Here is a 23,199-nt window from a genome sequence, read left to right as displayed (position 1 = left end):
AAGTAGTTGGGTGTGGCCGGGCGGGGCGGACGGAGGTCCGTTTCGCCCGGCCACATTGCTGATGGTTGCGCCGCAGAATGCGTGCGCAAGAGTTTGAGAAAGGGTGTCCCACGGGCATGACGTTGAAAATATCGGTGGTGGGCACCGGGTATCTGGGCGCAACCCACGCCGCATGCATGGCTGAATTGGGTTTTGAAGTCATCGGCTTGGATATTGACCAAGCCAAGATTGATTCGCTGGCCCTGGGCCAACTGCCTTTCCATGAACCGGGCTTGCCCGAGCTGCTGCGAAAGCACGTTGCAACCGGCCGGCTGCGATTCACCACCGACTACGACCTGGTCGCCGAATGGGCGGACATCCATTTCGTCGGAGTCGGCACACCCCAGCGGGCTGACGGCCACGGCGCTGACCTGCGCTACGTCGATGCGGCAGTCCGCGAACTGGCCCAACGCATTCGCGGGGAAGCCCTCATCGTGGGCAAATCGACGGTGCCCGTGGGAACGGCGCGACGCCTGAAGTCATTGATAGAGGCCGAGGCGCACCCGGACTCCAAGATCATGTTGGCCTGGAATCCCGAATTCCTGCGCGAAGGCTTTGCCGTGGCAGACACCATGACCCCGGACCGGCTTGTCATCGGCGCGCAGGACACAGAACCTGTGGAGATCCTGCGCAAGGTCTACGCAAAGGCCCTGGCCGCGGACACCCCGTTGATTGTCACGGACTTCGAGACGGCCGAATTGGTAAAGGTGGCAGCCAACGCCTTCCTGGCCACGAAGATTTCCTTCATCAATTCGTTTGCAGAGGTCACCGAGACCATCGGCGGGGACATCACGACGCTTGCCGATGCTCTGGGCCATGACGTGCGCATCGGGCGCAAGTTCCTTAACGCCGGGGTAGGCTTCGGCGGCGGCTGCCTTCCCAAGGACATTCGGGCGCTGCAGGCACGCGTCAGCGAACTTGGACTGACGCACACGATGGGATTCCTGGCCGAGGTCGACGAGATCAATCTCCGCCGTCGCGAACGCGTGGTGCGCTTGACCCATGCAATGCTCAACGACGACTTGGTCGGCAAGAAGATCGCCGTGCTCGGGGTGACGTTCAAGCCGGATAGCGACGACGTGCGCGATTCGCCGGCCCTCGACATTGCCGTGCGACTTTACAACGCCGGAGCCGAGGTGTCCGTCTACGACCCCAAGGGCAACAAGAACGCCGCCGCACGCTTCCCGCGCTTGGCATATGCCAAGGACCTTGCCGATGCCGTCGGCGGCGCCGACGTGGTCTTGCTGCTGACAGAGTGGGCCGAGTTCAGGCAGTTGACACCGGGGGACCTGAACCCCTTGGTCGGTTCACGCCGCATCATCGACGGCCGAATCGTACTGGATCGCAAGGCATGGGAATCGGAAGGGTGGGAAATCATCGGCATGGGCCAGCACTATGCCCCGTTGGACGCGCAACCTTAGTCCATTCCCGAACCCACGACCACCGGATGGACGACGGGCCTTGCATTTGACTTCACGAAGCCAAAAGCAAGGCCCGTCGTTTTGGCTGGAGCAAAAGCGGCTGGAGAGGTATCTCAGAGCCCCAAGTCCCGCGCTGCTCGTGGAAGTGCCCGGAGGAGGTCCACGGCGCTTAGCGTGCCTTCCAGCGCCGCCAGCGCGCCGGCGTGGGCGTGAATGAGCGCCCCGCTTGCAGCTATGTCAGTCAGCCGGTGCATGAGATTGGCCTCGGACTCCTTGGCGGGGAACCGGGTTGCGGCCACCAGCGTTCCAAGCAAACCGGTCAACACGTCACCGCTGCCGGCCGTCGCCAAATCCGGTGTGGCGGCGTGCACGATCAGGGTGTAGCCATCGGGTGCCGTGCAGATTGTCGCCGAACCCTTCAGCAGGATCACGCAGTCGTAGGCGACCGCCGCCCAGCGCGCCCAGCGTACCGGGTCCTCCGCAATGTCTGTTGCGCTCACCCGGACACCGGCCTTGGACAACAGGGTATGCAGCTCGCCGGTATGCGGGGTCAGGATCCGAAGCTGGTGGTTTTCGCCCGGTTCAAGCATGCCCAGCGCCCCGGCATCGACCACGCATGGAGTATCTGCCGCCAAGATCTGTGCAAGCGTATTGCGGTTGTCCGGGGTATCGTCCAGCCCCGGGCCGACTGCCCAGGCGCCGATGCGCTTGGCGCTTTCACGGTCGTTGCGGCGGCTGTGGGTGAGCAATGCGGTGAGTTCCTGCGGCGACAGGGGCACAGCTTCGGGCACGGCTCCGGCCATTGCCGGTGCCACCTGCTCCGGGACCATGGTTCGCAGCAACCCCAGGCCGCTGGAGGTCGCGGCCCGTGCGGTCAGCACCGCCGCCCCCGGGTAGCGCGGGGAACCCGCAAACAGGCCCAGGACGCCCCGTTGGTATTTGTGCTGACCCGATACCTGCCAGTCCGACGGGCGGTTCAACAGCACTTCAAGATCGTCGCCCTGCACCACCCAGGCCTCCGGCACGGGCAGGGTCTTACGCAGTCCGATGTCGACCACGTTGATTTGCCCGGATACCAAATGCCCGGGGCCTACGACCAATCCGGTCTTCAGCGCGCCGAAGCTCACGGTGCGATCGGCGGCAATCACCGTGGGGGCGACTGCTCCGGTATCGGCATCGACACCGCTGGGCAGGTCACACGCCAGTACGGGCACATGTTGCGGAATCTTCGGCAGGACCACGCCTGGGCGGACTCCGGTGCCGTAGACGGCATCAATTAGCAGGTCGCAGTCTTCAAGCAGTCGGGGGAGGTGCGCGGCGTCCGAGGAGCGCCCGCCTGCACGTCCGAATGCTTTCAAGGCTTCGGGATGGGCACGTTCGTCGAGTAAAACTGCGGTGCATCTAACGCCGCGCTTCGCCAGGGAAGCCATGGCGTACAAGCCGTCACCGCCGTTGTTTCCCGGTCCGATGAGTCCGACCACACGTGAGCCGTAGAGTTTCCCCGAATACTCGCGCAACATCAGCACCGCGTGGTGAGCCAGTGCATCCGCTGCCAAACGCATCAGCCGGAATGATCCGGAATCACGCACCAAGGGGATTTCTGCCGTACGTACCTGGGAACCTCTGTACACGGGAATCATATTGACAGAATACCGACTCCGTCCGGTACATGCCCCATCTGTGGCCTTGCGCCTGAAATGAGAAGCCGGTTCCCACCAGCAAATTTGGTGAACCGTCTAGCGTTCGGCGACGACCATGGCGGTGGCAAGATCCCCGTCGTGGCTCATGGAAAGATGCCAATAGAGAATGCCCTTGGCCGCGGCGACTTCGGCGACGGACCCGTCGAGCAGTACATGTGGATCGCCAGCATCGTCCTTGACGATTTGGCAGTGCTGCCAATTCATTCCGGCCGGTGCGCCCAGGGCCTTGGCTATGGCTTCCTTGGCGGCAAAACGGGCAGCCAGGGACCGAACATGCAGATCCCGTTCCGCCGGAACGAAAAGCCGTTCGATGAGTGCAGGCGTGCGTTCCAGCTGCGCCTTGAACCTAGATACCTCGACAACATCTACACCAATTCCCACGATCATGGATTCGAGTTTATCCGTGAACGTCGTGGCGGATCGAAACGGCCATTGAACTCTTAGGAAGGTTGGACGAGTCTTGTTTATTGGACGACGTGAAGATCAGGGGCGTCCGGAATCAAAGGGGCAAGGGACTCATGGAGCATTCAGCGGCATCGGTTACAGAGGCCAACGCACTCCTGCGCGACGGTTTCGCTCGGGTCCTGGAGGGGATCGAAGCCCTGCTTGACCAAGCCGAACCGGAGCTGTTGCGCTTTCGGCCGACGAAGAACACCAACCACATCGGGTGGTTGATTTGGCATCTTAGTCGGGTGCAAGATGACCACTTCGTGCACCTTGCCAACAGTTTGTGGCCCGAGGACCGGGTGGAACAGCGTTGGGTCGTCGACGGTTGGCGTTCAAGGTTTCAGTTGCCCTACAGGGAACTTGATACCGGCTATGGGCACAGCAGCGGGCAGGTGGAAGCGTTCACGATGTTTGAGGGCGAATATCTGCTCGGTTACTACCGTTCGGTACATCGGTTCAGCGGCAGGATTCTTGGCAAACTGGATGACAACGACTTCGACACGATCGTTGATCGGCGTTGGGATCCGCCGGTGACTGCGGGAGTGCGGCTGGTGAGCGTACTCAATGAGACCACCAAGCATTTGGGGCAAGCCGAATTTGTTCAGGGAATTTTCGCGGACCGCGGCTGATCCCTGAAACGGCACCTGGAATGGCCACCGACCAGAACTGGTCGATTGTTCGCCTTTTTTCTCGCCTCACTGCGCGTTCGTTGGCTTCCACTTTATTGCGGTGCCGATCCGCGTCGATCCGTGGTGCGGGCAGGCCCGGGGGTTCAGCGGCCGACAACAGGTTTGTCCGATCCGCGGGGCAGGGGTCGTTAAACGACAACGGTGTTGGTTTCAATCCCCTCGCGGGAAGTGAAACCAACACCGAGCACGTTTGGTCTACTCGACCGTGACCGACTTGGCCAGGTTGCGAGGCTGGTCGACATCAAGGCCCTTGGCCGAAGCCAATTCGCAAGCGAAGAGCTGCAGCGGGACCGTTGCCAGCAACGGCATCAGCAAGGTCGGGGTTTCCGGAACGTAGAAGACGAATTCGGAGAATTCACGCACCGATTCATCGCCGGCCTCGGCAATGACGAGCGTCTTGGCGCCGCGGGCACGTACTTCCTGGATGTTGGAGACGACCTTGGAGTGCAGCGAGTCGCGGCCGCGCGGGGACGGAACAACTACGAAGACGGGCTGTCCTTCGTCGATCAGCGCGATCGGACCGTGCTTCAGCTCGCCGGCGGCAAAGCCCTCAGCGTGGATGTAGGCGATTTCCTTGAGCTTCAGTGCGCCTTCCATGGCGACCGGGTAGCCCACGTGGCGACCGAGGAAGAGCACCGAATTGGCTTCGGCCATGGAGCGGGCCAGTGCCTTGATCTCCTCGCCGCGGTCCAGGATGTCCTGGATCTTTGCGGGGATCTTGCCGAGGTCGGCAAGGATGTCCTTGATCTGTCCGCTGAACAGGTTGCCGCGCAGCTGTGCAAGGTACAGGCCCAGCAAGTAGGTGGCGGTGATCTGAGCCAGGAACGCCTTGGTGGAAGCCACCGCGATTTCCGGTCCGGCGTGCGTGTAGAGCACGGCATCGGATTCGCGCGGGATAGTCGACCCGTTGGTGTTGCAGATCGACAGCGTCTTGGCGCCCTGCTCCTTGGCGTAGCGGAGGGCCATCAGGGTGTCCATGGTTTCGCCGGACTGCGAGATGGACACGATCAGGGTGTTCGCGTCCACGATCGGGTCGCGGTAACGGAACTCGTGGGAGAGCTCGACCTCGACCGGGATGCGGCACCAGTTTTCGATGGCGTACTTGGCGACGGATCCTGCGTAGGCGGAAGTGCCGCAGGCAAGAACGACGATCTTGGTGACCTTGGCGAGTTCCTCGGGGGCGATGCGCATTTCATCGAGCGTCAGGCGGCCGAATGCATCCGAGCGGCCAAGCAGGGTGTCGGCCACCGCGGCTGGCTGGTCGTTGATTTCTTTTTCCATGAAGGACGGGTACCCGCCCTTTTCGGCGCTGGCCGCATCCCAGTCGACCGAGAATTCCTTGCCCTCTGCCGGGTTGCCGAAGAAGTCCGTGATGGTGTGGCTCTCCGGCGTGATGGTGACGATCTGGTCCTGGCCAAGCTCAACGGCACGGCGGGTGAAGTCAATGAATCCCGAGACATCCGAGCCCAGGAAGTTCTCACCGTCGCCAAGGCCCAAGACCAAGGGCGAGTTGCGGCGTGCGGCAACAACGACACCCGGGTGGTCTGCATGAACGGCCAGAAGGGTGAAGGCTCCTTCAAGCTGGCGCGCGGTTAGTTCCATGGAACGGGTCAGGTCGCCTTGGCCGGCGCCACGGTAAACCGAACCGAGCAGTGCTGCCGCGACTTCGGTGTCGGTGTCGGAGAGGAATTCGACGCCTTCCTTGAGCAGCAGCGCCTTCAACTCGGCGAAGTTCTCAATGATGCCGTTGTGGATAAGCGCCAGCTTGCCGTTGTCCGCCTTGTGCGGGTGCGCATTGAGGTCGGTGGGGCCGCCGTGGGTTGCCCAACGCGTGTGGCCAATGCCCGTGACAGATTGTGGCAGTGGGTCCTCTTCGAGGTTCGCGATGAGGTTGGCGAGCTTGCCGGCCTTCTTTCGCGAGTCAACGCCGGCATCGGTGACTACGGCGATTCCGGCCGAGTCATAGCCGCGGTACTCGAGGCGACGGAGGCCTTCGATGATGACTTCGAGCGCGCCGTGAGAGGCCGTTCGTTCTGGGTTACCTACATATCCAACGATTCCACACATGAAAAAAGAGTACATGCCGAAAAGTGCCGAAAAGTGCATTTATGCCGTGAGAGAGCATCGGGGTTTTATGGGCTTTACCATGTCGCCCGAAACGAGCGATCGGTTGAAGTTTGGGTTAATAGGTGCTTTCTTGGCACAATTCAAGGCGTGAATGGACAGCGTACGGTCGACTTCGGTGCGACACCTTTCGTCGAATTAGACCGTCAGACATGGGCGCGCCTATCCAATGAAATGCAGCAGCCCCTCGATGAGGCGGACCTGCAGCGGCTTAGTGGCTTGGGCGAACAGCTAAACCTTGAAGAAATCCGTGAGGTGTATCTGCCTCTTTCGCGATTGCTGAACCTTTATGTCCAAGGTGCAGCGTCCCTTCACCAGGCAACCAACACCTTCCTGGGTGAAAAAACCAGCCGCACCCCGTTCGTGATCGGTGTAGCGGGATCCGTGGCCGTAGGCAAGTCAACGACCGCTCGCGTGCTGCAGGAGCTGCTGCGCCGCTGGCCCGATACCCCCGACGTTCAGCTGATCACCACGGATGGTTTCCTCTATCCAAACGCCGATTTGGAAAAGCGCGGGATCATGCACCGCAAGGGGTTCCCCGAATCGTACGACCGGCGGCGGCTGCTTCGGTTCGTTTCCGAAGTGAAGTCCGGGGCTCCCGAAGTTCGTGCACCGTGGTACTCGCACCTGACCTATGACATTGTGCCGGGCAAGGAGGTCGTGGTCCGTTCGCCGCAGGTACTTATCGTCGAGGGACTCAACGTGCTGCAGCCGGCGCGTGCCCGCATGGATGGCATTGCCGGACTTGCACTGAGTGATTTCTTTGACTTCTCGGTCTTCGTGGATGCACGCACTGCCGACATTGAAGAGTGGTACATCAGCAGGTTCATGAAACTGCGCTCCGGGGCGTTCTCGGATCCTGCATCGTACTTCCACCGCTACGCCAACCTCAGTGATGAGGAAGCAAGGGAAACCGCGCACGGTATTTGGAAGCGAATCAATGAACCGAACCTGCGCGAGAACGTCATTCCAACGCGTGGCCGGGCCCAGTTGGTGCTCAGCAAATCCGCCGACCATTCCATCCGACGAATGCTGCTCCGCAAGATCTAACTCTTGTGGCCTAGATGCCAAAATTTTGTGAAACGGCCGGTCAACCCATGATATTTGGCCTATTTGTATGAAAAGCTGGGCACATGCTTAAGGGATTCAGAGATTTCATAATGAAGGGCAATGTCGTTGACCTTGCCGTCGCCGTTGTCATTGGTGCGGCATTCGGTGCCGTTGTCACCGCGTTGGTTGACAAGATCCTCATGCCGCTGATCGCAGGTCTGGTCGGCTCACCTACCTTTGACGGTTTCCTGGTCTGGACCATACGCGAGGGCGTCAGGGTAGAGTTCGGGGCCTTCCTCACCGTCCTCGTGAACTTCTTGCTCGTGGCCGCGGCCATCTACTTCGCGGTCGTGGTGCCGATGAAGAAGCTCTCCGATATGAGCAAGGCCCGTCTGGGCATCGAAGAACCAGAAGCCAAGGAAGACCCGCAGCTCGCGATCCTCGCTGAAATCCGGGACGAACTCAAGAGCCGAACCAACTAACACGGCCCAAAGCCCCCCGATTCCGATGCTCCGTTGCCTTCCCTTCTGAAGGCAACGGAGCATTTTTCATGTCGGCTCACGCAGGTCCGCGCCCATGGAGAAAGCAGCGGGGCGAAAGTGGGATAATCGTTCGGTGAGTGCGCAATCAAATGAACAGCCCGAGAACCCGACCAGCGACCAGAAGCCGGCAACGACGCCGAACTGGGAACGCCGAGCAATCATCGACCTGGCAAACGTGCGCGAAAACGTCAAACGAGTATCCGAACTTGTGGCCCCCGCAAAAATCATGGCAGTGGTCAAGGCCGACGGGTACGGACACGGTGCCGTCGCGGTGGGTCGCGCGGCTCTTCAGGCCGGTGCCACATGGTTGGGTTGCGCCCACGTCACCGAGGCGCTGAAACTCCGTGAAGCAGGACTCAACGCCCCGCTGCTGGCATGGCTCCACACCGAGGGCACTCCCTTTGAGGAAGCCATTGCCGCAAACATCGACATCGCGGTTTCCGGATGGGAACTGGACTACGTGGCCCGTGCCGCCGAGGCCGCCGCACAGCCCGCCCGCGTCCACCTCAAGATCGACACGGGTCTGGGACGCAACGGCAGCACGCCCGCCGACTGGGATGGCCTCCTGGGGCGTGCCGCGAGCTACCAGGAGGATGGGCTCATGCGCATCGTTGGCGTGTTCTCCCACTTGGCCGTAGCCGATGAACCCGAGCGTCCCGAAACCGACGAACAGCTCACGGCCTTCAACGAAGCCGTGGCGCTTGCCGAGGACGCGGGCTTTGACCTTGAAGTGCGACACATTGCCAACACGCCCGCCATCCTCACCCGCCCCGATGCACACTACGACATGGTGCGGCTGGGTTTGGGGCTCTATGGACTGAGCCCGTTCGAAAACGAAAGCCCCGAGAGCTTCGGCCTACGCCCGGCAATGCGCCTGGTGAGCCGCGTGGCAAACGTGAAGCGTGTTCCGGCGGGACAGGGCGTTGGCTACGGACTTCGCTACCAGACCACCGAAGACACCTACTTGGGGCTTATCCCGATGGGGTATGCCGACGGCATTCCCCGTGTGGCAAGCAATGCGCCGGTCAGCATCAACGGCAAGATCTACCGGGTGCGCGGATCTATCGCGATGGACCAGTTCGTGGTGGACCTGGGGCCAGACGTCGACGTGGAGGAAATCCTTGGGTCGGAAGTCATTCTCTTTGGCGACGGCGGCCCGCAAGTCACCGAATGGGCCGATGCAGCTGGAACTATCAACTATGAAATCGTGACCCGCATTTCCCCGCGCGTGCCCCGCCAGCTGGTTGAAGGAACGTGGGGTGAATCGGGTGAGTGATCCGGTGCGCGGGGGGGCCGCCCTCATGGCGCAGATTGCAGTGGAGGATGTCGCCGAGACGCAACGCTTCGCCCAGCGCTTGGGTGAGCTGCTGCAAGCCGGGGACCTCTTGGTGCTCACGGGAGAACTGGGAGCAGGAAAGACGACCTTCACCCAGGGTCTGGGTCTTGGCCTCGGCGTACGAGAAGGCATTATTTCGCCGACCTTCGTCCTCTCGAGGATCCACCCTTCCCTTGCCCACGGGCCGGACCTTGTCCATGTGGACGCCTACCGGCTCGAAAGTGCGGGGGAGGTGGATGACCTGGATCTGGAAAGCAGCATGGGGTCATCGGTCACGGTGGTCGAGTGGGGGCAAGGAAAAGTCGAACAACTGAGCGACTCCCGCCTGGAAATTACGTTGGTCCGCGCCGGGTCTGCCGACGCCGGCGGGGAACTTGTCTTCGACTTCCACGAAGGTGAAGACGAGGAGCCCCGGACCATCGTCCTTGGCGCATACGGGCCCCGCTGGGAACGCCACGAGGCGCTCGCCGAGCTTCTCAACGACTTCAACAGTTCAAGGAAATAGACAAGTGTATCTACTGGCGATTGACACCTCAGCCAATGCCTCGGCGGCGCTCCTGGATGCCACCAACGTGCACGACGTTCGCGTCATGGATTCATTTACCTCTACGTTCAGCAACGACCACTCCGAGGTTTTGGCTCCGGCCGTTGAACGTCTGTTGAAGAGCGCAGGCATCGGCGGCGACAGTCTCTCGGGCATCGTCGTGGGCGTCGGACCCGGCCCGTTCACCGGCTTGCGTGTGGGACTTGCCACTGCCCGCACACTGGGCTTTGTCTGGAAAATTCCGGTGCATGGGGTGATGAGCCTTGACGCCATTGCGCTTGAAGCCGTGGCAGGCAAACCCGAGACGGAGTTCGTGGTTGCCATTGACGCCCGTCGCAAGGAACTCTACTGGGCCCGCTACACCTGCACTGGCGAACTGCTGGACGGCCCGCATGTCACGGTCGCCGAAGAGCTTCCAGCCCTCCCGGTTTACGGGGCGGGGGCAGGACTCTACGCCGAACGGCTTCAAGCCATCGGGGCAAGCGTGGTTGAAGGGTTTGAAGAATCGCACCCCAATGCCGTGGCAATCGGGACCCGTGCCGCAATACAGCTTGCAAGTGGAGAACGGCCACTCACCACGGAGCCGCTGTACCTGCGTGAATCGGATGCCAAGGTTCCCGCCGTCATGAAGGGGAAGCTGCTGTGAACGAAATCGCGCCGATCGCGGGTCTTCGCACCCGTGCCATGGCCAGCGACGATCTCTCAGAGGTCTGGGCCTTGGAAAAGGAGCTGTTCCCCGTGGACGCGTGGCCCCTTTCAATGTTCGCAGACGAATTGGCCCTCACCGACACCCGCGACTATTGGGTTGTTGAAGACGAGGGCCGAATCGTGGCCTATTGCGGGCTCATGTGCGTGCTGCCCTTGGCCGACGTTCAAACGATTGCCGTCATCCCCGAGTATGAAGGACGTGGAATCGGGACGCATCTGCTGCGCACCATGATTTCACGTGCCATCGACCAAAGTGCAACCGACCTGCTGCTGGAGGTCCGGGCCGACAATCCCCGTGCCCAGGGCCTCTACGAACGCCACGGGTTCGAAGTGATCCACAGGCGCCCGCGCTACTACCGCGACGGAGTGGACGCGATCATCATGCGCAAGGTCTTGATCCCTTCCGAATAGCACCGGCCGGGTGCCCGGCACCCGTCCACTTCGATTAATCAGGGTCAGGAGACCTAAAATTATGGCTATGTCTGTTTCCAATCCCCTTGTTCTTGGCATCGAATCGTCCTGCGACGAAACAGGGGTGGGGATCGTGCGCGGCACCGAGATGCTGGTCAACGCCGTTGCCTCCTCCATGGAAGAACACGTGCGCTTTGGCGGCGTGATCCCCGAGATTGCCTCGCGCGCCCACTTGAACGAATTTGTGCCAACCCTTGAGTCAGCCCTCTCGGCGGCCGGGGTCACGTTGGATGAAATCGACGCAATCGCCGTCACCAGCGGTCCGGGCCTTTCCGGAGCCCTGATGGTGGGGGTGGCCGCCGCCAAGGCACTTGCCCTGGCTAGTGGAAAACCCCTCTATGCGATTAATCATCTAGTTGCACATGTCGGGGTCGGTGTGCTGGACGGCGGAACGCTGCCCGAAAACCTTGGTGCGCTCCTGGTCTCAGGTGGCCACACGGAAATCCTGCAGGTGAATTCACTCTCCGAGGATGTCCGATTGTTGGGTGCGACCATCGACGACGCGGCGGGCGAGGCCTACGACAAGGTGGCCCGCCTCCTTGGGCTGGGCTACCCCGGAGGCCCTGCCATCGACAGGATTGCCAAGGAAGGCGACCCCAAGGCCATCCGTTTCCCGCGCGGGCTGACGATGCCCAAGTTTGTCGGCACCGCTGAAGAGCCCGGCAAGCACCGCCATGACTTCTCGTTCTCCGGTTTGAAGACCGCAGTGGCCCGTTGCGTTGAGCAGTACCAAAAACGCGGAGAGGAAGTGCCGGTGGCGGACATTGCCGCTTCCTTCCAGGAAGCCGTTGTCGATGTCATCACCTCAAAGGCGGTTCGCGCCTGTCAGGAACACGGACTGACCAACTTGTTGCTCGGGGGAGGGGTGGCCGCCAACTCCCGGCTGCGTGAGCTTCTGGCTGCCCGCTGCGCCTCTGCAGGGATTGCGCTTCGGGTGCCGCCCATCAGCCTGTGCACCGACAACGGAGCCATGGTTGCCGCGCTTGGGGCACAGCTTGTCACTGCCGGTGTTAAGCCGACGGGGCTGAAGTTCTCCACGGACTCCGGCCAGCCGGTGAGCCTGATTTCATTGATTGCCTAGTCTCGTGGTTCCGATCCCATCGGGTGGATAAATGAGTTAAACGTTTGGGGGTGTATGCGCCAATGGCGCATACACCCCCAAACGTTTATCGTGGACAGGAATCTAGGCGATGTTCATTCGCCGGATATTGTCCTTGACTACCTCACGCAGATCGCCGCCATGTGCGTCGGCAATCTTGTGCTGCCACTGGTAGCCGGCACCGCCCGTGATAATGCGTTCCACGTCCGCAAGTTCCGCACTGCACCCAAGCTTTTCGGCCACGGGGGCAAGTCGTTCAAGTTCCATGCGCAGATGGTCGGTGACCAGCATTTCATCGCCTTCGGCGTTGAGAATGATGATGGCTTCCATGCCATAACGCGCGGCACGCCACTTGTTCTCCACCCGATACCAAGGCGGCATGACGGGAATCGTGCCACCGTTGTCCAGCGTCGTGGACATGTCATCGACCAAGCACTGTGTCAGGGCGGCAATGGCCCCGATGTCCTGGAGCGAGGAGAGCCCGTCCGAGATGCGCATTTCCACCGTGCCGAAGCGCGGCACCGGGCGCACGTCCCAGCGAATCTCAGAGATGTCATCAATGACGCCGGTGTGCACCATGTCGGCTACGTACGCTTCGTACTGCGCCCAAGTGGAGAAGTGGTACGGAACGCCGGCCGTCGGGAGTTGCTGGAACATCAAGGCCCGTTGCGAGGCATACCCGGTGTCTTCGCCGCCCCAAAACGGGCTGGAAGCCGAAAGTGCCTGGAAATGGGCCTGGTAGTTGATCAACCCGTCCACAATCGGAAGCGCCTTGTCCCGGGAGTCCAATCCAACATGGACGTGGACACCGTAGATCACCATTTGCTGGCCCCACCACTGGGTGCGGTCGATCATCCTGGCATAGCGGTCCTTGTCGGTGACCGGCTGCGACTTGGGTGACGCAAAGGGATGTGATCCAGCACAGTAGAGGTCAATGCCCATCGGGTCCGTGACCTCGCGAATCGACACGATGCTCTCGTGCAGTTCGGTCTTGGCCTCGGCTACGGTGTCGCAGACGCCTGTGACGATTTCCACGGTGTTGAGCAGCAGTTCCTGCTTCACGTGGGGGTGCTCTTCATCCTCTTCGAGGAAACCGTGGCGGGCATGCAGCTGCGCCAAGACGTCGTCGGCAACTGACCGCAGGTCCGCCGTGTTTCGATCCACCAACGCAATTTCCCATTCCACCCCAAGGGTGGACTGGCGTGATGATGCGAATTCAATTTGCATCTAGCCTCCAAATATTTTGCGGTGAACCACCCCAAATTTAATGCACGTTCAATTCTATCGAGTCAGTTGGTGTGGTGGATGACATGAATGTAATAACTGATCCCAACGCCTGACATGAAGAGGAATCCGGCGGCCCTTCCTTAGGCCACGGGCTCCACCTGGATCGCAACACGCTGATCGCCGATGCGGGTGAGGACAAGGGTGGCCTTCTTCTTTGCACTCTTTCCGGAACCGGCAAGAAGCACCTTGCGCAGCTCTTCGGGGGTGACGTCCATGCCGCGTTTCTTGATGTCCAGAACGCCGATCTTTTCCGCCTTGACCCATGCCCTCAGATTCTTGACGTGGTACGGCCGGACTTCCACTACCTTGTATGCCTTGGCCAGCGGCGTTTGGACAAAAGTGTCGGTTCCGAAGTAGGCGATGTGCGGGTCGAGAAGATGCCCGCCGGTGATCTTGAGCAATTCATCGATGAGTCCAGCGCGGATAACGGCTCCATCCGGCTCGTAGATGTACTCAGGAATAGGGCCGACCGGCACATCGCCGCGGAGGGCGGCGTCCGGATCGAAATCGCTGGCACTGGTGATCTCGTTGGCACCGTGCTCGCTGATCACGAGGGCCGCCCGGCGGATGCCGGGGCGTGCAAGCTTGCCGAACCACAGCGCTGCTTCAGTGACATCCCCGTTGACCGAGACCCATTGAACTTCGCAATTGGCGGGTATGGCGTCGTGGGGCAGGCCCGGCCCCATCTTTACGCCAACGGCCAGTCCTCGGTCGGCCAGGTTCTCAACGAACGACAGTGGCGGGCTGAATACCTCGGGATCAAAGATCCGTGAGGTGCCCGAGGTGTCGGTGGTGCGGCGCGCGGGGTCCAGCCACACTCCGTCGAATCCGGTCAGGTCGAATGACGTTGCATCCGCGTTGACCACGCGGGCGTTGGGCCACGGCATGAGGTTGAGGGTTGTTGCAGCGGCCGTGGTTTCATCGAGCTCGACCGCGGTCACATCGATTTCCGCGCTGGCCAGCGCCAAGGAATCCGCTCCGATGCCGCAACCGAGGTCGGCGACCTTCTTGATGCCGGCGCGCGTGTAACGCTGGGCATGCAGGCCGGCAATGTTCAGTCGCGTGGCTTGTTCCAGGCCTGCCTGCGTGAAGACCATGCTGTCGGCAAAGGGCCCGAACTTCGTCCGGGCCTTGAACCGCAGCTGGCTTTGCTGGACGACGGCGGTGGCCAACTCGGCCGGGTGCCCGGCCTTGCGAAGGCTTAGGTTCAGTTGGAAAGCAGCTTCGTTGGTGCCGGCCGACGACGGGTCGACGGAATTCAGCAGCTCCCATCCTGCGGACGTCAACAGGAGTGCAAGCTGGGAACTAGGTACATCGGAACTGTTGGAAGACATGCACTTAAGCCTAGCCGCTCAGGCGGCCGAGCCGTGGCGTGAACCTCCAGCTTCGGCGGCCGGCTTGGAGTTCCTACGCGCCCCGGTAGAGTCGGAATCGGCTAGTGTGGCAGCAGGTGGCGCAGCGGCCATTCCTGGCCCTCGAGAATCACCTGGGCACAATACCCGGTGCCGGCGTTGACCAGAAGGGGCGCGAACAGGTTCACTGTCGCATGGTTGTCCGTGGTGTTCACGATGACCAGGACGCTGTTGTCCCCGGGCGCAGGATCCCCGACCAAGGCCATCTGCTCGTTGGTGAACACAGGGTTGTAGTCGGCAAGGTGGATTGCGGCATCGAGCACAAAGAATCTCAGCTCCGGTGCCTGTGCTGAAACCAGGGAGTAGAGCCCGATTGCTCCCTCAACGGCTTCCAGGGACAGCGTTGTAGCCGTGGGAAAACCCGGAAGTGGAACAACCGGAACCAGCGCGCGGCTCATCGCAGGAAATCCATCAACGAAGGCTGCAGCGTGCGAGCCGCTGCGGAAAGCGCTGCCTGGTAGCCCAATTCCTGTGTCTTGAGCTGAAGAGCAACCGACCCCAAGTCAATGTCCTCAATGAGGCTGCGCTGCGATTCCAGCGACACTGCGTCGCCCAACAGCGTCTCGTCCGCCGCGAGCACGGCGGCATGACTGGCGCCGATGGTTGAATGCACCCCAAGTGCGTTCTGCATGAATTTATCTACTTCCGCTAATCGGTTACCGATATTGGTCCCACCGCGCAAATCGGCAACTATGTTGTTCACCAGCGCAAAAACGCTGGCGTTTCCTTCACCAAAAAGGTCCGCTCCCTCTACATCGACGCGAATGCTGGAGTTGGCTCCGATACGCCGCTCAACGATGCCGGTATTCCCGGTTCCGGAAAAATTGTAGCCCGCGTCTACCGCAGTGGACGCGTCGGAGGTGCCGGCAAAAATGTGCCGCCCCGTGAACTCGGTGTTGGCCACGGCAATCAACGAATCGTGCAGCTGTTCGAGTTCCAACGCGATGGCTTCCCTGGCATTCGGGTCCAAGGCGCCGCTGTTGGCGCCCTTCACGGTGGCGTCACGCAGCTGCTGGAGCAGATCAGTGGTCATGCCCAGGGCCTTGTCGGCTGTGGACAGCCAGCCGTTGGCATCCTGCACATTGCGCACGAGCTGGTCGTTCTGGCGTTGCTGGGCCCGGATGGCCATGGCATTTGCGGTGCCGCTGGGATCGTCGCTCGGACGCCCGATTTCCTTTTGGGTTCCCGCCTTGTTTTGCACGGTGGCCAGGCGGTTCATGGCCACCTGAAGATTGCGTTCCGTCGTGGCGTTCAGCGACGCGGTGGTAATTCTCGTCATGGTCCTTGTTACCTATCGTCCAACGAGTCCGGTGCGGTTGATGAGGGTGTCCAGCATTTCATCGACGGCGGTCATCACGCGTGCTGCACCCTGGAAGGCATGCTGGTGAGCCAGCAATGCGACGTTTTCTTCGTCGAGGGAGACCGCCGACACGGAGTACTGGGCAGCCTGGGCGCTGGCGGCCGAGACCGCCGTGGACACGGCCTGCTGTGCCTCCGACTTGGTTGCAACACCGATCTTGATCACCATGTTCGCCCACAATGCGTCGGGGCCGTCCTTGGCTTTGCCCAACTGGGCCATTGCCGAGGCATTGGACCCGTCCAAGGCTCCGCCGCCGGCCGTACCCGTGGCCAAGTCCTTTGGACCTGTTGCGATCACCTTGATCGACGAGGCAGGGTTGGCCGGGTCGAAACTGAAGAAGTCCTGACCCTGAAGCCCCTCAACAGTGACGCCATTGGACTGGACGTCGTTGACGCGCGTTGCAAGTTCCATGGCAATGGTGTTTAGCGACTTGGCTGACTCCGCAAGGGCGCCACCGGTGCCGGATGCATTGGCAGGTGCAAGGAGGGAGATGACCCCCGCGATTCGACCGGATTCAAGGCCTATCGAATCGCCCGGTCGGTGGGCCCACTGCAGCGTCGGGGCCGCCCCGTCGGCCATCGACAGTCCTCCGGTGATTTCGACGGGTCGTACCGTGTTTCCGCTAACCAGGGCGTTTCCATTAATCAGCACATCAATTGTTCCGTCGGGGGACTCGCGAACCGTGGCTCCGGTAAGTTCCGCGATGCGGTCGCTGAGTAGCGCGCGCTGATCAAGTAGGGCGTTGGGCGTGCCTCCGGCCGCAAGCGAAGAGCGGATCTGGCCGTTCAAATCCGAGATCGCCGTGGCGGCGGCGTTGACTTCGCTGGCCATCGTGTCCAGATTCTGCCTTTGCGCGCCCCATTGGGTGGAGATCTCCGTGTGCGAGACGGAGATCCGATCAACCACGGCCTTTGCCCGTTCCAGCAGGACCGCCGCTGGGGAAGTCGCACCGGGTTGGCCGGCGACATCTTCCCACCCAGCCCAGAAGTCGTTGAGCAATGCGGAAAGCCCGTTTTCTCCAGGTTCGCGGAGGACTCCTTCAAGATTGGAAAGGCCCTCGGCGCGCACGTCGGACTGCGAGGCAAAGGCCGATGTCCCGCGGACGCGGGCTTCCAGGTGCGCATCGGAAAGTCGTGCAATGCCGGTAAGCGCAACGCCTTGCCCTACGCCGTTGCGAGAAGTGAGAAGCCCTGTATGTGCAAGGGACCCGACGGATGCAAAGTCGGCGCGCTGGCGCGTGTATCCCTTTGTACCCACGTTGGCCAGGTTGTTGCCGGCCGTTTCCATTGCCAAGCGTGCCGCATTCAGGCCTGTCATAGCGGTATTCAGGCCACTGAACGTGCTCACAGGGACTCCTTATAGATTGGTGTCGATGATGTGTGCCCCGACGTGTTGCGTCGAGGATGAGCCCTTGGGCCCATAAAGTGATGAGTCCTCACCCAAGGTGGCAAGTGTCTCTTGCGTCGAACGATATGCCGCGCGCAGGTACTGCTCGTTTGCGTCTCGAAGGCTGGCTATTTCGGTGCTCGTGGACCGTAATGCGCCAAGGTGGGCCGTGAAGATTTCCTTCCATGGGCCCTCTGGCGCCGACTCGATAATTTCTGCCAGCGATGAATCGTTGGCAAGTCCCCAGGCATTTGCAACACCTGCTGCTTCCACTGCGCGGGCCAAACCCGCAGCGTGGACCTTTTCCAGAACACTTTCAATTTCTCGGGTTGCCAGGTCTATCCAACGCGATTTTCCTGCAACGAGTAGCAAGTGCTGCTCTTCCAATTTGAATTGAAGCAGTTCGAGTAATTCGCGTTCTTTCCATAACAGCACCGAAAGCTCATTGGTTCCCATGGATGTTTTCCTCCCAAAGCTCTAGGTACCCCCAAACATTTCCCCAGTTGTTCGACACTATCGGCTCCTTAACAACGCGCGTTAGCCAAGAGGGCTCCGAAAATATCGACACGCATTGGCCAAAATAGCCCCGCAAAGCGGAATTTGCCGCTAATATCTCATGTGGCGAGGTTCTTTGGGGAGAAATAGCCAGTTGGCCAGTGACAATACGCACCGGTCTGGGACTCTCATCTAAGCGGTAAGGAACGCCCCAGTGGATCAAGAAGCACGCAACCTCATGGTTGTTGAGAATTTGCCACTTGTTGGCTATCTCGCGGCGGAAATGTGCGCAAAAGCTACGCACCTTTCCCGCGAAGATCTCGCTTCGGTTGGCGCCATTGCCCTCATTACTGCTGCCGAGGCATTTGACCCAGCGGTTGGCGTCCCGTTTGGCGCCTATGCCCGACGGCGCATTGTTGGTGCCTTCGCGGATGACATGCGTTCCAACGATTGGGCAACACGAGGTGCCCGCAAGCGCATCACGGAAACCCGCACCATCCAAGCAACATTGACCGCGGCCATGGGCCGTACTCCCACCGTTGCCGAACTTTCCGAAGCCATGGGCACGGACCAGGAATCAACAATTGCCGCACTCACGGATTCTGCGCGCACTGTCGTTGGCATCGATGATGCGATGAACGATTACCTGAGCTCGAACAATCTCACGCCTGAAGAATCCGTCCTCGAAGTCGAGCACGTTCAGGTGGTGCGTGAAGCGGTGGCAGCGTTGCCGGAGAATCTGCGCGTGGTCATTGAGCGCATTTATTTCCAAGGGTCCACAGTCAAGGAATTGGCAGTCGAAATGGGAATCACTCATTCGGCGGTGTCTCAGCGCCGAACGACTGCCATGAAGCTGTTGCAAGAGGGATTGCAAAGGAACTATCTCCCCGAGGCAACACCGGTGGCTGCCGAAGCCTTGACCCGCGCAGCGGCGCAGCGACGGGACTCCTACCTGCATGAGTTCCAAGAGCGGGCAGCTGGGGGAATCACCCGACCGGCGGATTCCGCCGAGTCATTGGTGCCCGCTATTTAGCCACCCTTCCAAGAATTTTTTGGAATCCGCTAACACGAAGTTGATGACTGCCGATAGTCGGTGATTGAGGTCCATGGATGGACCTTGGTAACCAAACCCGTCTCACGGAGGAATTCAACATGGGTATGCAGATCAACACCAACATTTCGGCGCTTAACGCTCACCGAAACCTGTCCAACACGCAGAACGACCTGTCGAAGTCGCTCGAGAAGCTCTCCAGCGGCCTTCGCATCAACCGTGCAGCCGATGACGCTGCTGGCTTGGCAATTTCCGAGGGTCTGCGTTCGCAGGTCAACGGTCTGGGTGTTGCAGCACGTAACGCCCAGGACGGCATCTCGGTCATCCAGACCGCTGAAGGCGCACTGACCGAGGTTCACTCGATCCTGCAGCGCGTTCGCGACCTGGCGGTCCAGGCCGGCAACGACTCGAACAACGCTGATTCCCGCGCTGCAATCAAGGGCGAATCGGACGCTTTGGCCGACGAGCTGACCCGTATCAGCGGAACCACGAACTTCAACGGAATCAACCTGTTGGACGGTTCCGCGAACCTGACCTTCCAGGTCGGCGCCGGTTCCACCGCTGCCAACGACCAGATCGCTGTCGACCTGTCCGCTGCCGACATCGCCGCACTGGGAACCACCATCAAGGCGCTGACCTTCGACACGGCCGCCAACGCCCTGACGAGCATCGGTTCCGTTGATACCGAAATCACCGCGATCTCCACCGAGCGCGCCAACATCGGTGCCGTGCAGAACCGCTTTGAATCTGCAATCAACTCGCTGAACGTTTCGCGCGAGAACCTCTCTGCTGCAGAGTCCCGCATCCGCGACGTCGACATGGCCGGCGAAATGGTCAAGTTCACCGCCAAGAACATCCTGTCCCAGGCCGGTACCGCCATGCTCGCGCAGGCAAACCAGTCGACCCAGGGCGTCCTGTCGCTGCTCCGCTAGAAATTCTGGCACGGACTAGCAACATCGTTTTCCAGACCTGCATGCCGAGTTGGCATACCCCCAAGCTGCCAACAGGCCAGTCAGTGGTTTAGGAAACGCAAAGCATCACTCAAGGATCTCCCGTGGCATCAGCGCAGCACCAAGTGCGCTCTTGCCGCGGGAGATTCTCGGTATACACACGAGACTGAAGAAGCGGAGACGGCATGGGCCTGTCACTCGATGGACTCGCCAGCGGACTAGACACCGCGGCGCTGATCAAATCGCTCATGCAGGTTGAAGCGATTCCACAGAACATCCTGAAGAACAAGGTCAAGTCGACCCAGACCATGGTCAGCGCCCTGCAATCGCTGAACACCAAGGTCGCCGACCTGGCCACCCTGGCCAAGAAGCTGGCAAAGCCGGATTCCCTCCAGCTCTTCACCACCTCCAGTAGCTCCGATGGCGTCAAGGCAACCGCCGGGGCGGGTGCCAGCCCCGGCTCGTTGGACGTCACGGTCACCAAGCTTGCACAAAGCCAGATCCATGTATCGGGTCCGGTGACTGAATGGGCCAGCTCGGGTTTCACCATCAAGGCAGCCGACGGAACCGAAACTGCCATTGTGGCCAACTCGAATTCCCTCGACGATGTCATCAAGGCGGTCAATGCATCGGACGCCGGCGTCAAGGCCGTCAAGGTCGCAACAGGCGACGGAAAGTTCCGTGTGCAGTTCTCTGCAACGGAAACCGGCGCCAAGAATGCATTCACGGTCCTCAACCAGGACGGCACGAATGCTCCGCTCACGGAGATTCGTGGGGCTCAAGACGCGGAGCTCACGCTTTGGGCCGGAACCGGCGCGGAGCAAGTCGTCAGCTCCGCAACCAATACGTTTGCGTCGCTGCTCCCGGGCGTAGACGTCACGGTTTCCAAGACATCGACGGATCCGGCAACGGTTTCGGTGGCCCGGGATACCAAGGCTACCTCCGATGCCGCTTCGGAACTGGTGACTTCACTCAATGACCTTTTCAAGTTCATTGCCGCAAACTCGGCAGTCACGAGTGGTGCCGGCGGTGCGACGTCCGCCAAGATCTTCACTGGCGACAGCACAGCTCGGGACGTCAAGAAGCTGGTCATGGATGCCGTCGTCTTGCCAATCGATGGAAAGTCGCCATCGGAAATCGGCATCTCGATCACCAAGGACGGCAAACTGGAATTCAACGCAGAGAAGTTTGCAAAGGTTCTGGCCGAGGACCCTGCCCGCATCGAATCCGTGGTGCAAACCGTCGCCTCTCGCGTTTCAACCGTCACCTCGAACCTGTCCGACAAATACGACGGAGCAATCACTTCGCGCATCAAGGGCCAGGAATCCATGGTTTCCCGGCTCGACGCCCAGGTTCTGGATTGGGATCGACGACTTGCCACACGCGAAGCCACGCTGAAGCGAACCTATTCCGCGTTGGAGGTGCAGTTGAGCAAGCTCAACTCCCAGCAGTCCTACATGTCCTCGCAGCTTAGCTCCCTGAACACGGGGGCCCAGGGCCAGTGATGATGAACCCCGCCCAGAAACGCGCACAGCTGAACCGGGAGGCAATCCTCTCTGCCAGCCCGGCACGCCTGCTCACAATGCTCTTTGACCGGTTGCTGCTTGACTTGAATCGGGCTGAGACAGCGCAGCAGGCGCAGGATTGGATTGCCGCCTCCGACCACCTCGTGCACGCCCAAGACATCATCTCCGAGCTGGTTTCATCCCTGAACACGGAAGCGTGGGACGGAGCCCAGGGCCTGCAGAGCCTCTACGCTTTCGCGACCCAAACGTTGGTCAATGCAAATATCCGTCGCGATCCGGCACTGACTCGCCAGGCAATCTCCCTGCTGGAGCCACTGCGGCAGGCGTGGCATGAGGCAGCTGCCGTTCCGGTGGCGACTCCTGCGTTCGATGGCGGTACGTTCGTTGGCTAACACTGGCATTCTCAGAACAACCGAAGAATCCTGGGTTGCCGTTCTGGAGCAAATGGAAGCCGACCTGGCCCAGTTGCGACGATGCACTTTAGACAGCGAAGAGCTATTTGAGTTGCCCACCAGCTGGGACCCCCCGGAAGATGCGGGTCCGCTGCCGCTGAGTCTTGCACCACGAGCACAGGCTGTCTTCACGGAAATGCAGGAACTCGCCGTGGTCCTCAAGGGCCGCCTGGATGAAACCGCTCGGCAATTGCGCGCGATTGATTCGGTACCTCGGTCCGAGACTCCCACGGCCGTCTACCTAGATCTGATTGGATAATCATAAATAGCTAACGGCTAGTAGTTTTTAGCCGATTGTCTATTTTGAGAGCACGGATTGCTCACATTCCTTTGTGCCCAAGGATGGGCCGCATTACGATACTGGAGCAACTCGTCGTGTTCGATTCCGTCACGTCCTTGGCGCTGGAAAGTGCACTGGATGGATTGGCGCTGCGTCAGCGTGCCATTGCAAACAACATTGCCAACGTCAATACCCCTGGCTACCACGCCCGACGCGTTGAATTCGAATCCGCGTTGGCCAATTCAGTGGCACGCGGCGATGGAAAAAGTGTGGCCACCACGCAGACGTCGTTGGAACCCACGCGCCTCGACGGCTCGAACGTCAACATTGATACAGAGACCCTGTCCAACATTGACACCGTCCTGCGCTTCCAGTTCGCGACCCAGGCGGCCTCCGGCCCGTTCAACAGCATCCGCACCGCTCTGAGGAACAACTAATGCCCGACGCAATCGGAATAGCCGGCACGGCACTGACTGTGCACCGCAAATGGTTGGACGCTGTCTCGGACAACCTCGCCAACGCAAACACCGCAACCGCCACGAGTGGTGAGGCCTTCCGCGCACGCTACATCGTGGCGCAGGCCAGCGGCGACGAGCAGGGCGTGTTTGTCTCGGGTGCGGAATTCGGCAGTGCAGAGGGCCGAATCGTGCACGAACCAAACCACCCACTGGCGGATGCCGAAGGAAATGTTCGTTACCCGGACATCGACATGGCCGAACAGATGGGTGCCCTCATCATGGCGCAACGCGGCTACCAAGTGAATGCCGCCGTTGTCGACCGCGCCAAGGAAACTTACCAGGCAGCACTGCAGATCGGACGCAACTAATGCC

Annotated in this window: 25 protein-coding genes; 16 read left to right on the top strand and 9 right to left on the bottom strand. The window is 60.6% G+C overall.

Features of this window, described 5'->3' with window-relative positions:
• Positions 1-116 precede the first annotated feature (116 nt).
• The gene (locus tag ACIQLF_RS12455) at positions 117-1,460 is read left to right on the top strand and encodes a UDP-glucose dehydrogenase family protein (RefSeq protein ID WP_400298722.1); all 1,344 of its coding nucleotides are present in this window, start codon (positions 117-119) and stop codon (positions 1,458-1,460) included.
• Positions 1,461-1,573: 113 nt separating this feature from the next.
• Here the strand turns inward: ACIQLF_RS12455 and ACIQLF_RS12450 are convergent, their stop codons facing one another.
• Together ACIQLF_RS12450 and ACIQLF_RS12445 are read right to left on the bottom strand one after the other, a co-directional pair.
• On the bottom strand, positions 1,574-3,049 hold the full coding sequence (locus ACIQLF_RS12450) for an NAD(P)H-hydrate dehydratase (protein ID WP_400298719.1): 1,476 nt from the start codon (positions 3,047-3,049) through the stop codon (positions 1,574-1,576).
• 147 nt (positions 3,050-3,196) lie between these two features.
• Complete coding sequence (locus ACIQLF_RS12445; protein ID WP_387526385.1) at positions 3,197-3,547, bottom strand: holo-ACP synthase; 351 nt, start codon at positions 3,545-3,547, stop codon at positions 3,197-3,199.
• Positions 3,548-3,678: 131 nt separating this feature from the next.
• On the opposite strand from ACIQLF_RS12445, the gene ACIQLF_RS12440 reads away from it, so the two are divergent.
• Positions 3,679-4,236, top strand: coding sequence for a DinB family protein (locus ACIQLF_RS12440; protein WP_400298715.1), 558 nt, complete (start codon positions 3,679-3,681; stop codon positions 4,234-4,236).
• A gap of 255 nt (positions 4,237-4,491) precedes the next feature.
• Here ACIQLF_RS12440 and glmS read toward each other — a convergent pair whose 3' ends face one another.
• A complete protein-coding gene (gene glmS, locus ACIQLF_RS12435) occupies positions 4,492-6,363 on the bottom strand; it encodes a glutamine--fructose-6-phosphate transaminase (isomerizing) (RefSeq protein ID WP_400298712.1) in 1,872 nt (623 codons plus the stop codon).
• Positions 6,364-6,510: 147 nt separating this feature from the next.
• On the opposite strand from glmS, the gene coaA reads away from it, so the two are divergent.
• The 7 genes from coaA to tsaD all read left to right on the top strand — a co-directional run bounded on the left by coaA (position 6,511) and on the right by tsaD (position 12,152).
• On the top strand, positions 6,511-7,470 hold the full coding sequence (gene coaA / locus ACIQLF_RS12430) for a type I pantothenate kinase (RefSeq protein ID WP_400299188.1): 960 nt from the start codon (positions 6,511-6,513) through the stop codon (positions 7,468-7,470).
• An 83-nt stretch (positions 7,471-7,553) separates the two neighbouring features.
• A complete protein-coding gene (gene mscL, locus ACIQLF_RS12425; protein WP_400298709.1) occupies positions 7,554-7,952 on the top strand; it encodes a large conductance mechanosensitive channel protein MscL in 399 nt (132 codons plus the stop codon).
• A gap of 133 nt (positions 7,953-8,085) precedes the next feature.
• Positions 8,086-9,288, top strand: coding sequence for an alanine racemase (alr, locus tag ACIQLF_RS12420; protein WP_400298706.1), 1,203 nt, complete (start codon positions 8,086-8,088; stop codon positions 9,286-9,288).
• 25 nt (positions 9,289-9,313) lie between these two features.
• The gene (gene tsaE, locus ACIQLF_RS12415; RefSeq protein WP_400298703.1) at positions 9,314-9,853 is read left to right on the top strand and encodes a tRNA (adenosine(37)-N6)-threonylcarbamoyltransferase complex ATPase subunit type 1 TsaE; all 540 of its coding nucleotides are present in this window, start codon (positions 9,314-9,316) and stop codon (positions 9,851-9,853) included.
• Between the two features lie 4 nt (positions 9,854-9,857).
• On the top strand, positions 9,858-10,538 hold the full coding sequence (gene tsaB / locus ACIQLF_RS12410; protein WP_400298700.1) for a tRNA (adenosine(37)-N6)-threonylcarbamoyltransferase complex dimerization subunit type 1 TsaB: 681 nt from the start codon (positions 9,858-9,860) through the stop codon (positions 10,536-10,538).
• Between the two features lie 38 nt (positions 10,539-10,576).
• Positions 10,577-11,011: a ribosomal protein S18-alanine N-acetyltransferase gene (rimI, locus tag ACIQLF_RS12405; protein WP_400299186.1), complete on the top strand. Its 435-nt coding sequence runs from the start codon at positions 10,577-10,579 to the stop codon at positions 11,009-11,011.
• 67 nt (positions 11,012-11,078) lie between these two features.
• Positions 11,079-12,152, top strand: coding sequence for a tRNA (adenosine(37)-N6)-threonylcarbamoyltransferase complex transferase subunit TsaD (tsaD, locus tag ACIQLF_RS12400; RefSeq protein ID WP_400298698.1), 1,074 nt, complete (start codon positions 11,079-11,081; stop codon positions 12,150-12,152).
• Between the two features lie 102 nt (positions 12,153-12,254).
• Here tsaD and ACIQLF_RS12395 read toward each other — a convergent pair whose 3' ends face one another.
• The 6 genes from ACIQLF_RS12395 to ACIQLF_RS12370 all read right to left on the bottom strand — a co-directional run bounded on the left by ACIQLF_RS12395 (position 12,255) and on the right by ACIQLF_RS12370 (position 18,071).
• Positions 12,255-13,397, bottom strand: a complete 1,143-nt coding sequence (locus ACIQLF_RS12395; protein ID WP_400298696.1) for a glutamate--cysteine ligase — start codon at positions 13,395-13,397, stop codon at positions 12,255-12,257.
• A gap of 140 nt (positions 13,398-13,537) precedes the next feature.
• Positions 13,538-14,791 (bottom strand): methyltransferase, encoded by a 1,254-nt coding sequence (locus ACIQLF_RS12390; protein WP_400298693.1) that lies wholly within the window; start codon positions 14,789-14,791, stop codon positions 13,538-13,540.
• A gap of 101 nt (positions 14,792-14,892) precedes the next feature.
• A complete protein-coding gene (locus ACIQLF_RS12385) occupies positions 14,893-15,267 on the bottom strand; it encodes a flagellar assembly protein FliW (protein ID WP_400298690.1) in 375 nt (124 codons plus the stop codon).
• Positions 15,264-16,148 (bottom strand): flagellar hook-associated protein FlgL, encoded by an 885-nt coding sequence (gene flgL, locus ACIQLF_RS12380; protein ID WP_400298687.1) that lies wholly within the window; start codon positions 16,146-16,148, stop codon positions 15,264-15,266. Before flgL ends, ACIQLF_RS12385 begins: the two co-directional genes overlap by 4 nt.
• Before the next feature lie 12 nt (positions 16,149-16,160).
• Positions 16,161-17,576, bottom strand: coding sequence for a flagellar hook-associated protein FlgK (flgK, locus tag ACIQLF_RS12375; RefSeq protein ID WP_400298685.1), 1,416 nt, complete (start codon positions 17,574-17,576; stop codon positions 16,161-16,163).
• Between the two features lie 9 nt (positions 17,577-17,585).
• Positions 17,586-18,071 carry a flagellar protein FlgN gene (locus ACIQLF_RS12370; protein WP_400298682.1) on the bottom strand — a complete coding sequence of 162 codons (486 nt, stop codon included), beginning with the start codon at positions 18,069-18,071 and terminating at the stop codon, positions 17,586-17,588.
• Between the two features lie 253 nt (positions 18,072-18,324).
• Here ACIQLF_RS12370 and ACIQLF_RS12365 point away from each other — a divergent pair, with 253 nt between their 5' ends.
• The 7 genes from ACIQLF_RS12365 to ACIQLF_RS12335 all read left to right on the top strand — a co-directional run bounded on the left by ACIQLF_RS12365 (position 18,325) and on the right by ACIQLF_RS12335 (position 23,195).
• A complete protein-coding gene (locus ACIQLF_RS12365; protein WP_400298680.1) occupies positions 18,325-19,143 on the top strand; it encodes a sigma-70 family RNA polymerase sigma factor in 819 nt (272 codons plus the stop codon).
• Between the two features lie 119 nt (positions 19,144-19,262).
• Positions 19,263-20,093 (top strand): flagellin, encoded by an 831-nt coding sequence (locus ACIQLF_RS12360; RefSeq protein ID WP_400298677.1) that lies wholly within the window; start codon positions 19,263-19,265, stop codon positions 20,091-20,093.
• Positions 20,094-20,296: 203 nt separating this feature from the next.
• Positions 20,297-21,616, top strand: coding sequence for a flagellar filament capping protein FliD (gene fliD / locus ACIQLF_RS12355; protein WP_400298675.1), 1,320 nt, complete (start codon positions 20,297-20,299; stop codon positions 21,614-21,616).
• A complete protein-coding gene (gene fliS, locus ACIQLF_RS12350; RefSeq protein WP_400298672.1) occupies positions 21,616-22,029 on the top strand; it encodes a flagellar export chaperone FliS in 414 nt (137 codons plus the stop codon). The genes fliD and fliS overlap by 1 nt, the downstream gene beginning before the upstream one ends.
• The gene (locus ACIQLF_RS12345) at positions 22,022-22,348 is read left to right on the top strand and encodes a hypothetical protein (RefSeq protein ID WP_400298669.1); all 327 of its coding nucleotides are present in this window, start codon (positions 22,022-22,024) and stop codon (positions 22,346-22,348) included. The genes fliS and ACIQLF_RS12345 overlap by 8 nt, the downstream gene beginning before the upstream one ends.
• A gap of 116 nt (positions 22,349-22,464) precedes the next feature.
• On the top strand, positions 22,465-22,806 hold the full coding sequence (locus ACIQLF_RS12340) for a flagellar basal body rod protein FlgB (RefSeq protein WP_400298666.1): 342 nt from the start codon (positions 22,465-22,467) through the stop codon (positions 22,804-22,806).
• Complete coding sequence (locus tag ACIQLF_RS12335) at positions 22,806-23,195, top strand: flagellar basal body rod protein FlgC (protein ID WP_400298663.1); 390 nt, start codon at positions 22,806-22,808, stop codon at positions 23,193-23,195. The genes ACIQLF_RS12340 and ACIQLF_RS12335 overlap by 1 nt, the downstream gene beginning before the upstream one ends.
• Positions 23,196-23,199: the final 4 nt, after the last annotated feature.

It is taken from the genome of Paeniglutamicibacter sp. NPDC091659, assembly GCF_044756805.1.
Lineage (GTDB): Bacteria > Actinomycetota > Actinomycetes > Actinomycetales > Micrococcaceae > Paeniglutamicibacter.
This window is presented reverse-complemented; position numbering and strand designations above follow the sequence as displayed.

Bases quoted from the DNA above. Each gene is read 5' to 3' on its own strand.
- ACIQLF_RS12455 (WP_400298722.1), top strand. From the start codon at position 117: ATGACGTTGAAAATATCGGTGGTGGGCACCGGGTATCTGGGCGCAACC.
- ACIQLF_RS12445 (WP_387526385.1), bottom strand. From the start codon at position 3,547: ATGATCGTGGGAATTGGTGTAGATGTTGTCGAGGTATCTAGGTTCAAG.
- ACIQLF_RS12440 (WP_400298715.1), top strand. From the start codon at position 3,679: ATGGAGCATTCAGCGGCATCGGTTACAGAGGCCAACGCACTCCTGCGC.
- glmS (WP_400298712.1), bottom strand. From the start codon at position 6,363: ATGTGTGGAATCGTTGGATATGTAGGTAACCCAGAACGAACGGCCTCT.
- mscL (WP_400298709.1), top strand. From the start codon at position 7,554: ATGCTTAAGGGATTCAGAGATTTCATAATGAAGGGCAATGTCGTTGAC.
- tsaE (WP_400298703.1), top strand. From the start codon at position 9,314: ATGGCGCAGATTGCAGTGGAGGATGTCGCCGAGACGCAACGCTTCGCC.
- rimI (WP_400299186.1), top strand. From the start codon at position 10,577: ATGGCCAGCGACGATCTCTCAGAGGTCTGGGCCTTGGAAAAGGAGCTG.
- tsaD (WP_400298698.1), top strand. From the start codon at position 11,079: ATGTCTGTTTCCAATCCCCTTGTTCTTGGCATCGAATCGTCCTGCGAC.
- ACIQLF_RS12395 (WP_400298696.1), bottom strand. From the start codon at position 13,397: ATGCAAATTGAATTCGCATCATCACGCCAGTCCACCCTTGGGGTGGAA.
- ACIQLF_RS12390 (WP_400298693.1), bottom strand. From the start codon at position 14,791: ATGTCTTCCAACAGTTCCGATGTACCTAGTTCCCAGCTTGCACTCCTG.
- ACIQLF_RS12385 (WP_400298690.1), bottom strand. From the start codon at position 15,267: ATGAGCCGCGCGCTGGTTCCGGTTGTTCCACTTCCGGGTTTTCCCACG.
- flgL (WP_400298687.1), bottom strand. From the start codon at position 16,148: ATGACGAGAATTACCACCGCGTCGCTGAACGCCACGACGGAACGCAAT.
- ACIQLF_RS12370 (WP_400298682.1), bottom strand. From the start codon at position 18,071: ATGGGAACCAATGAGCTTTCGGTGCTGTTATGGAAAGAACGCGAATTA.
- ACIQLF_RS12360 (WP_400298677.1), top strand. From the start codon at position 19,263: ATGGGTATGCAGATCAACACCAACATTTCGGCGCTTAACGCTCACCGA.
- fliD (WP_400298675.1), top strand. From the start codon at position 20,297: ATGGGCCTGTCACTCGATGGACTCGCCAGCGGACTAGACACCGCGGCG.
- fliS (WP_400298672.1), top strand. From the start codon at position 21,616: ATGATGAACCCCGCCCAGAAACGCGCACAGCTGAACCGGGAGGCAATC.
- ACIQLF_RS12335 (WP_400298663.1), top strand. From the start codon at position 22,806: ATGCCCGACGCAATCGGAATAGCCGGCACGGCACTGACTGTGCACCGC.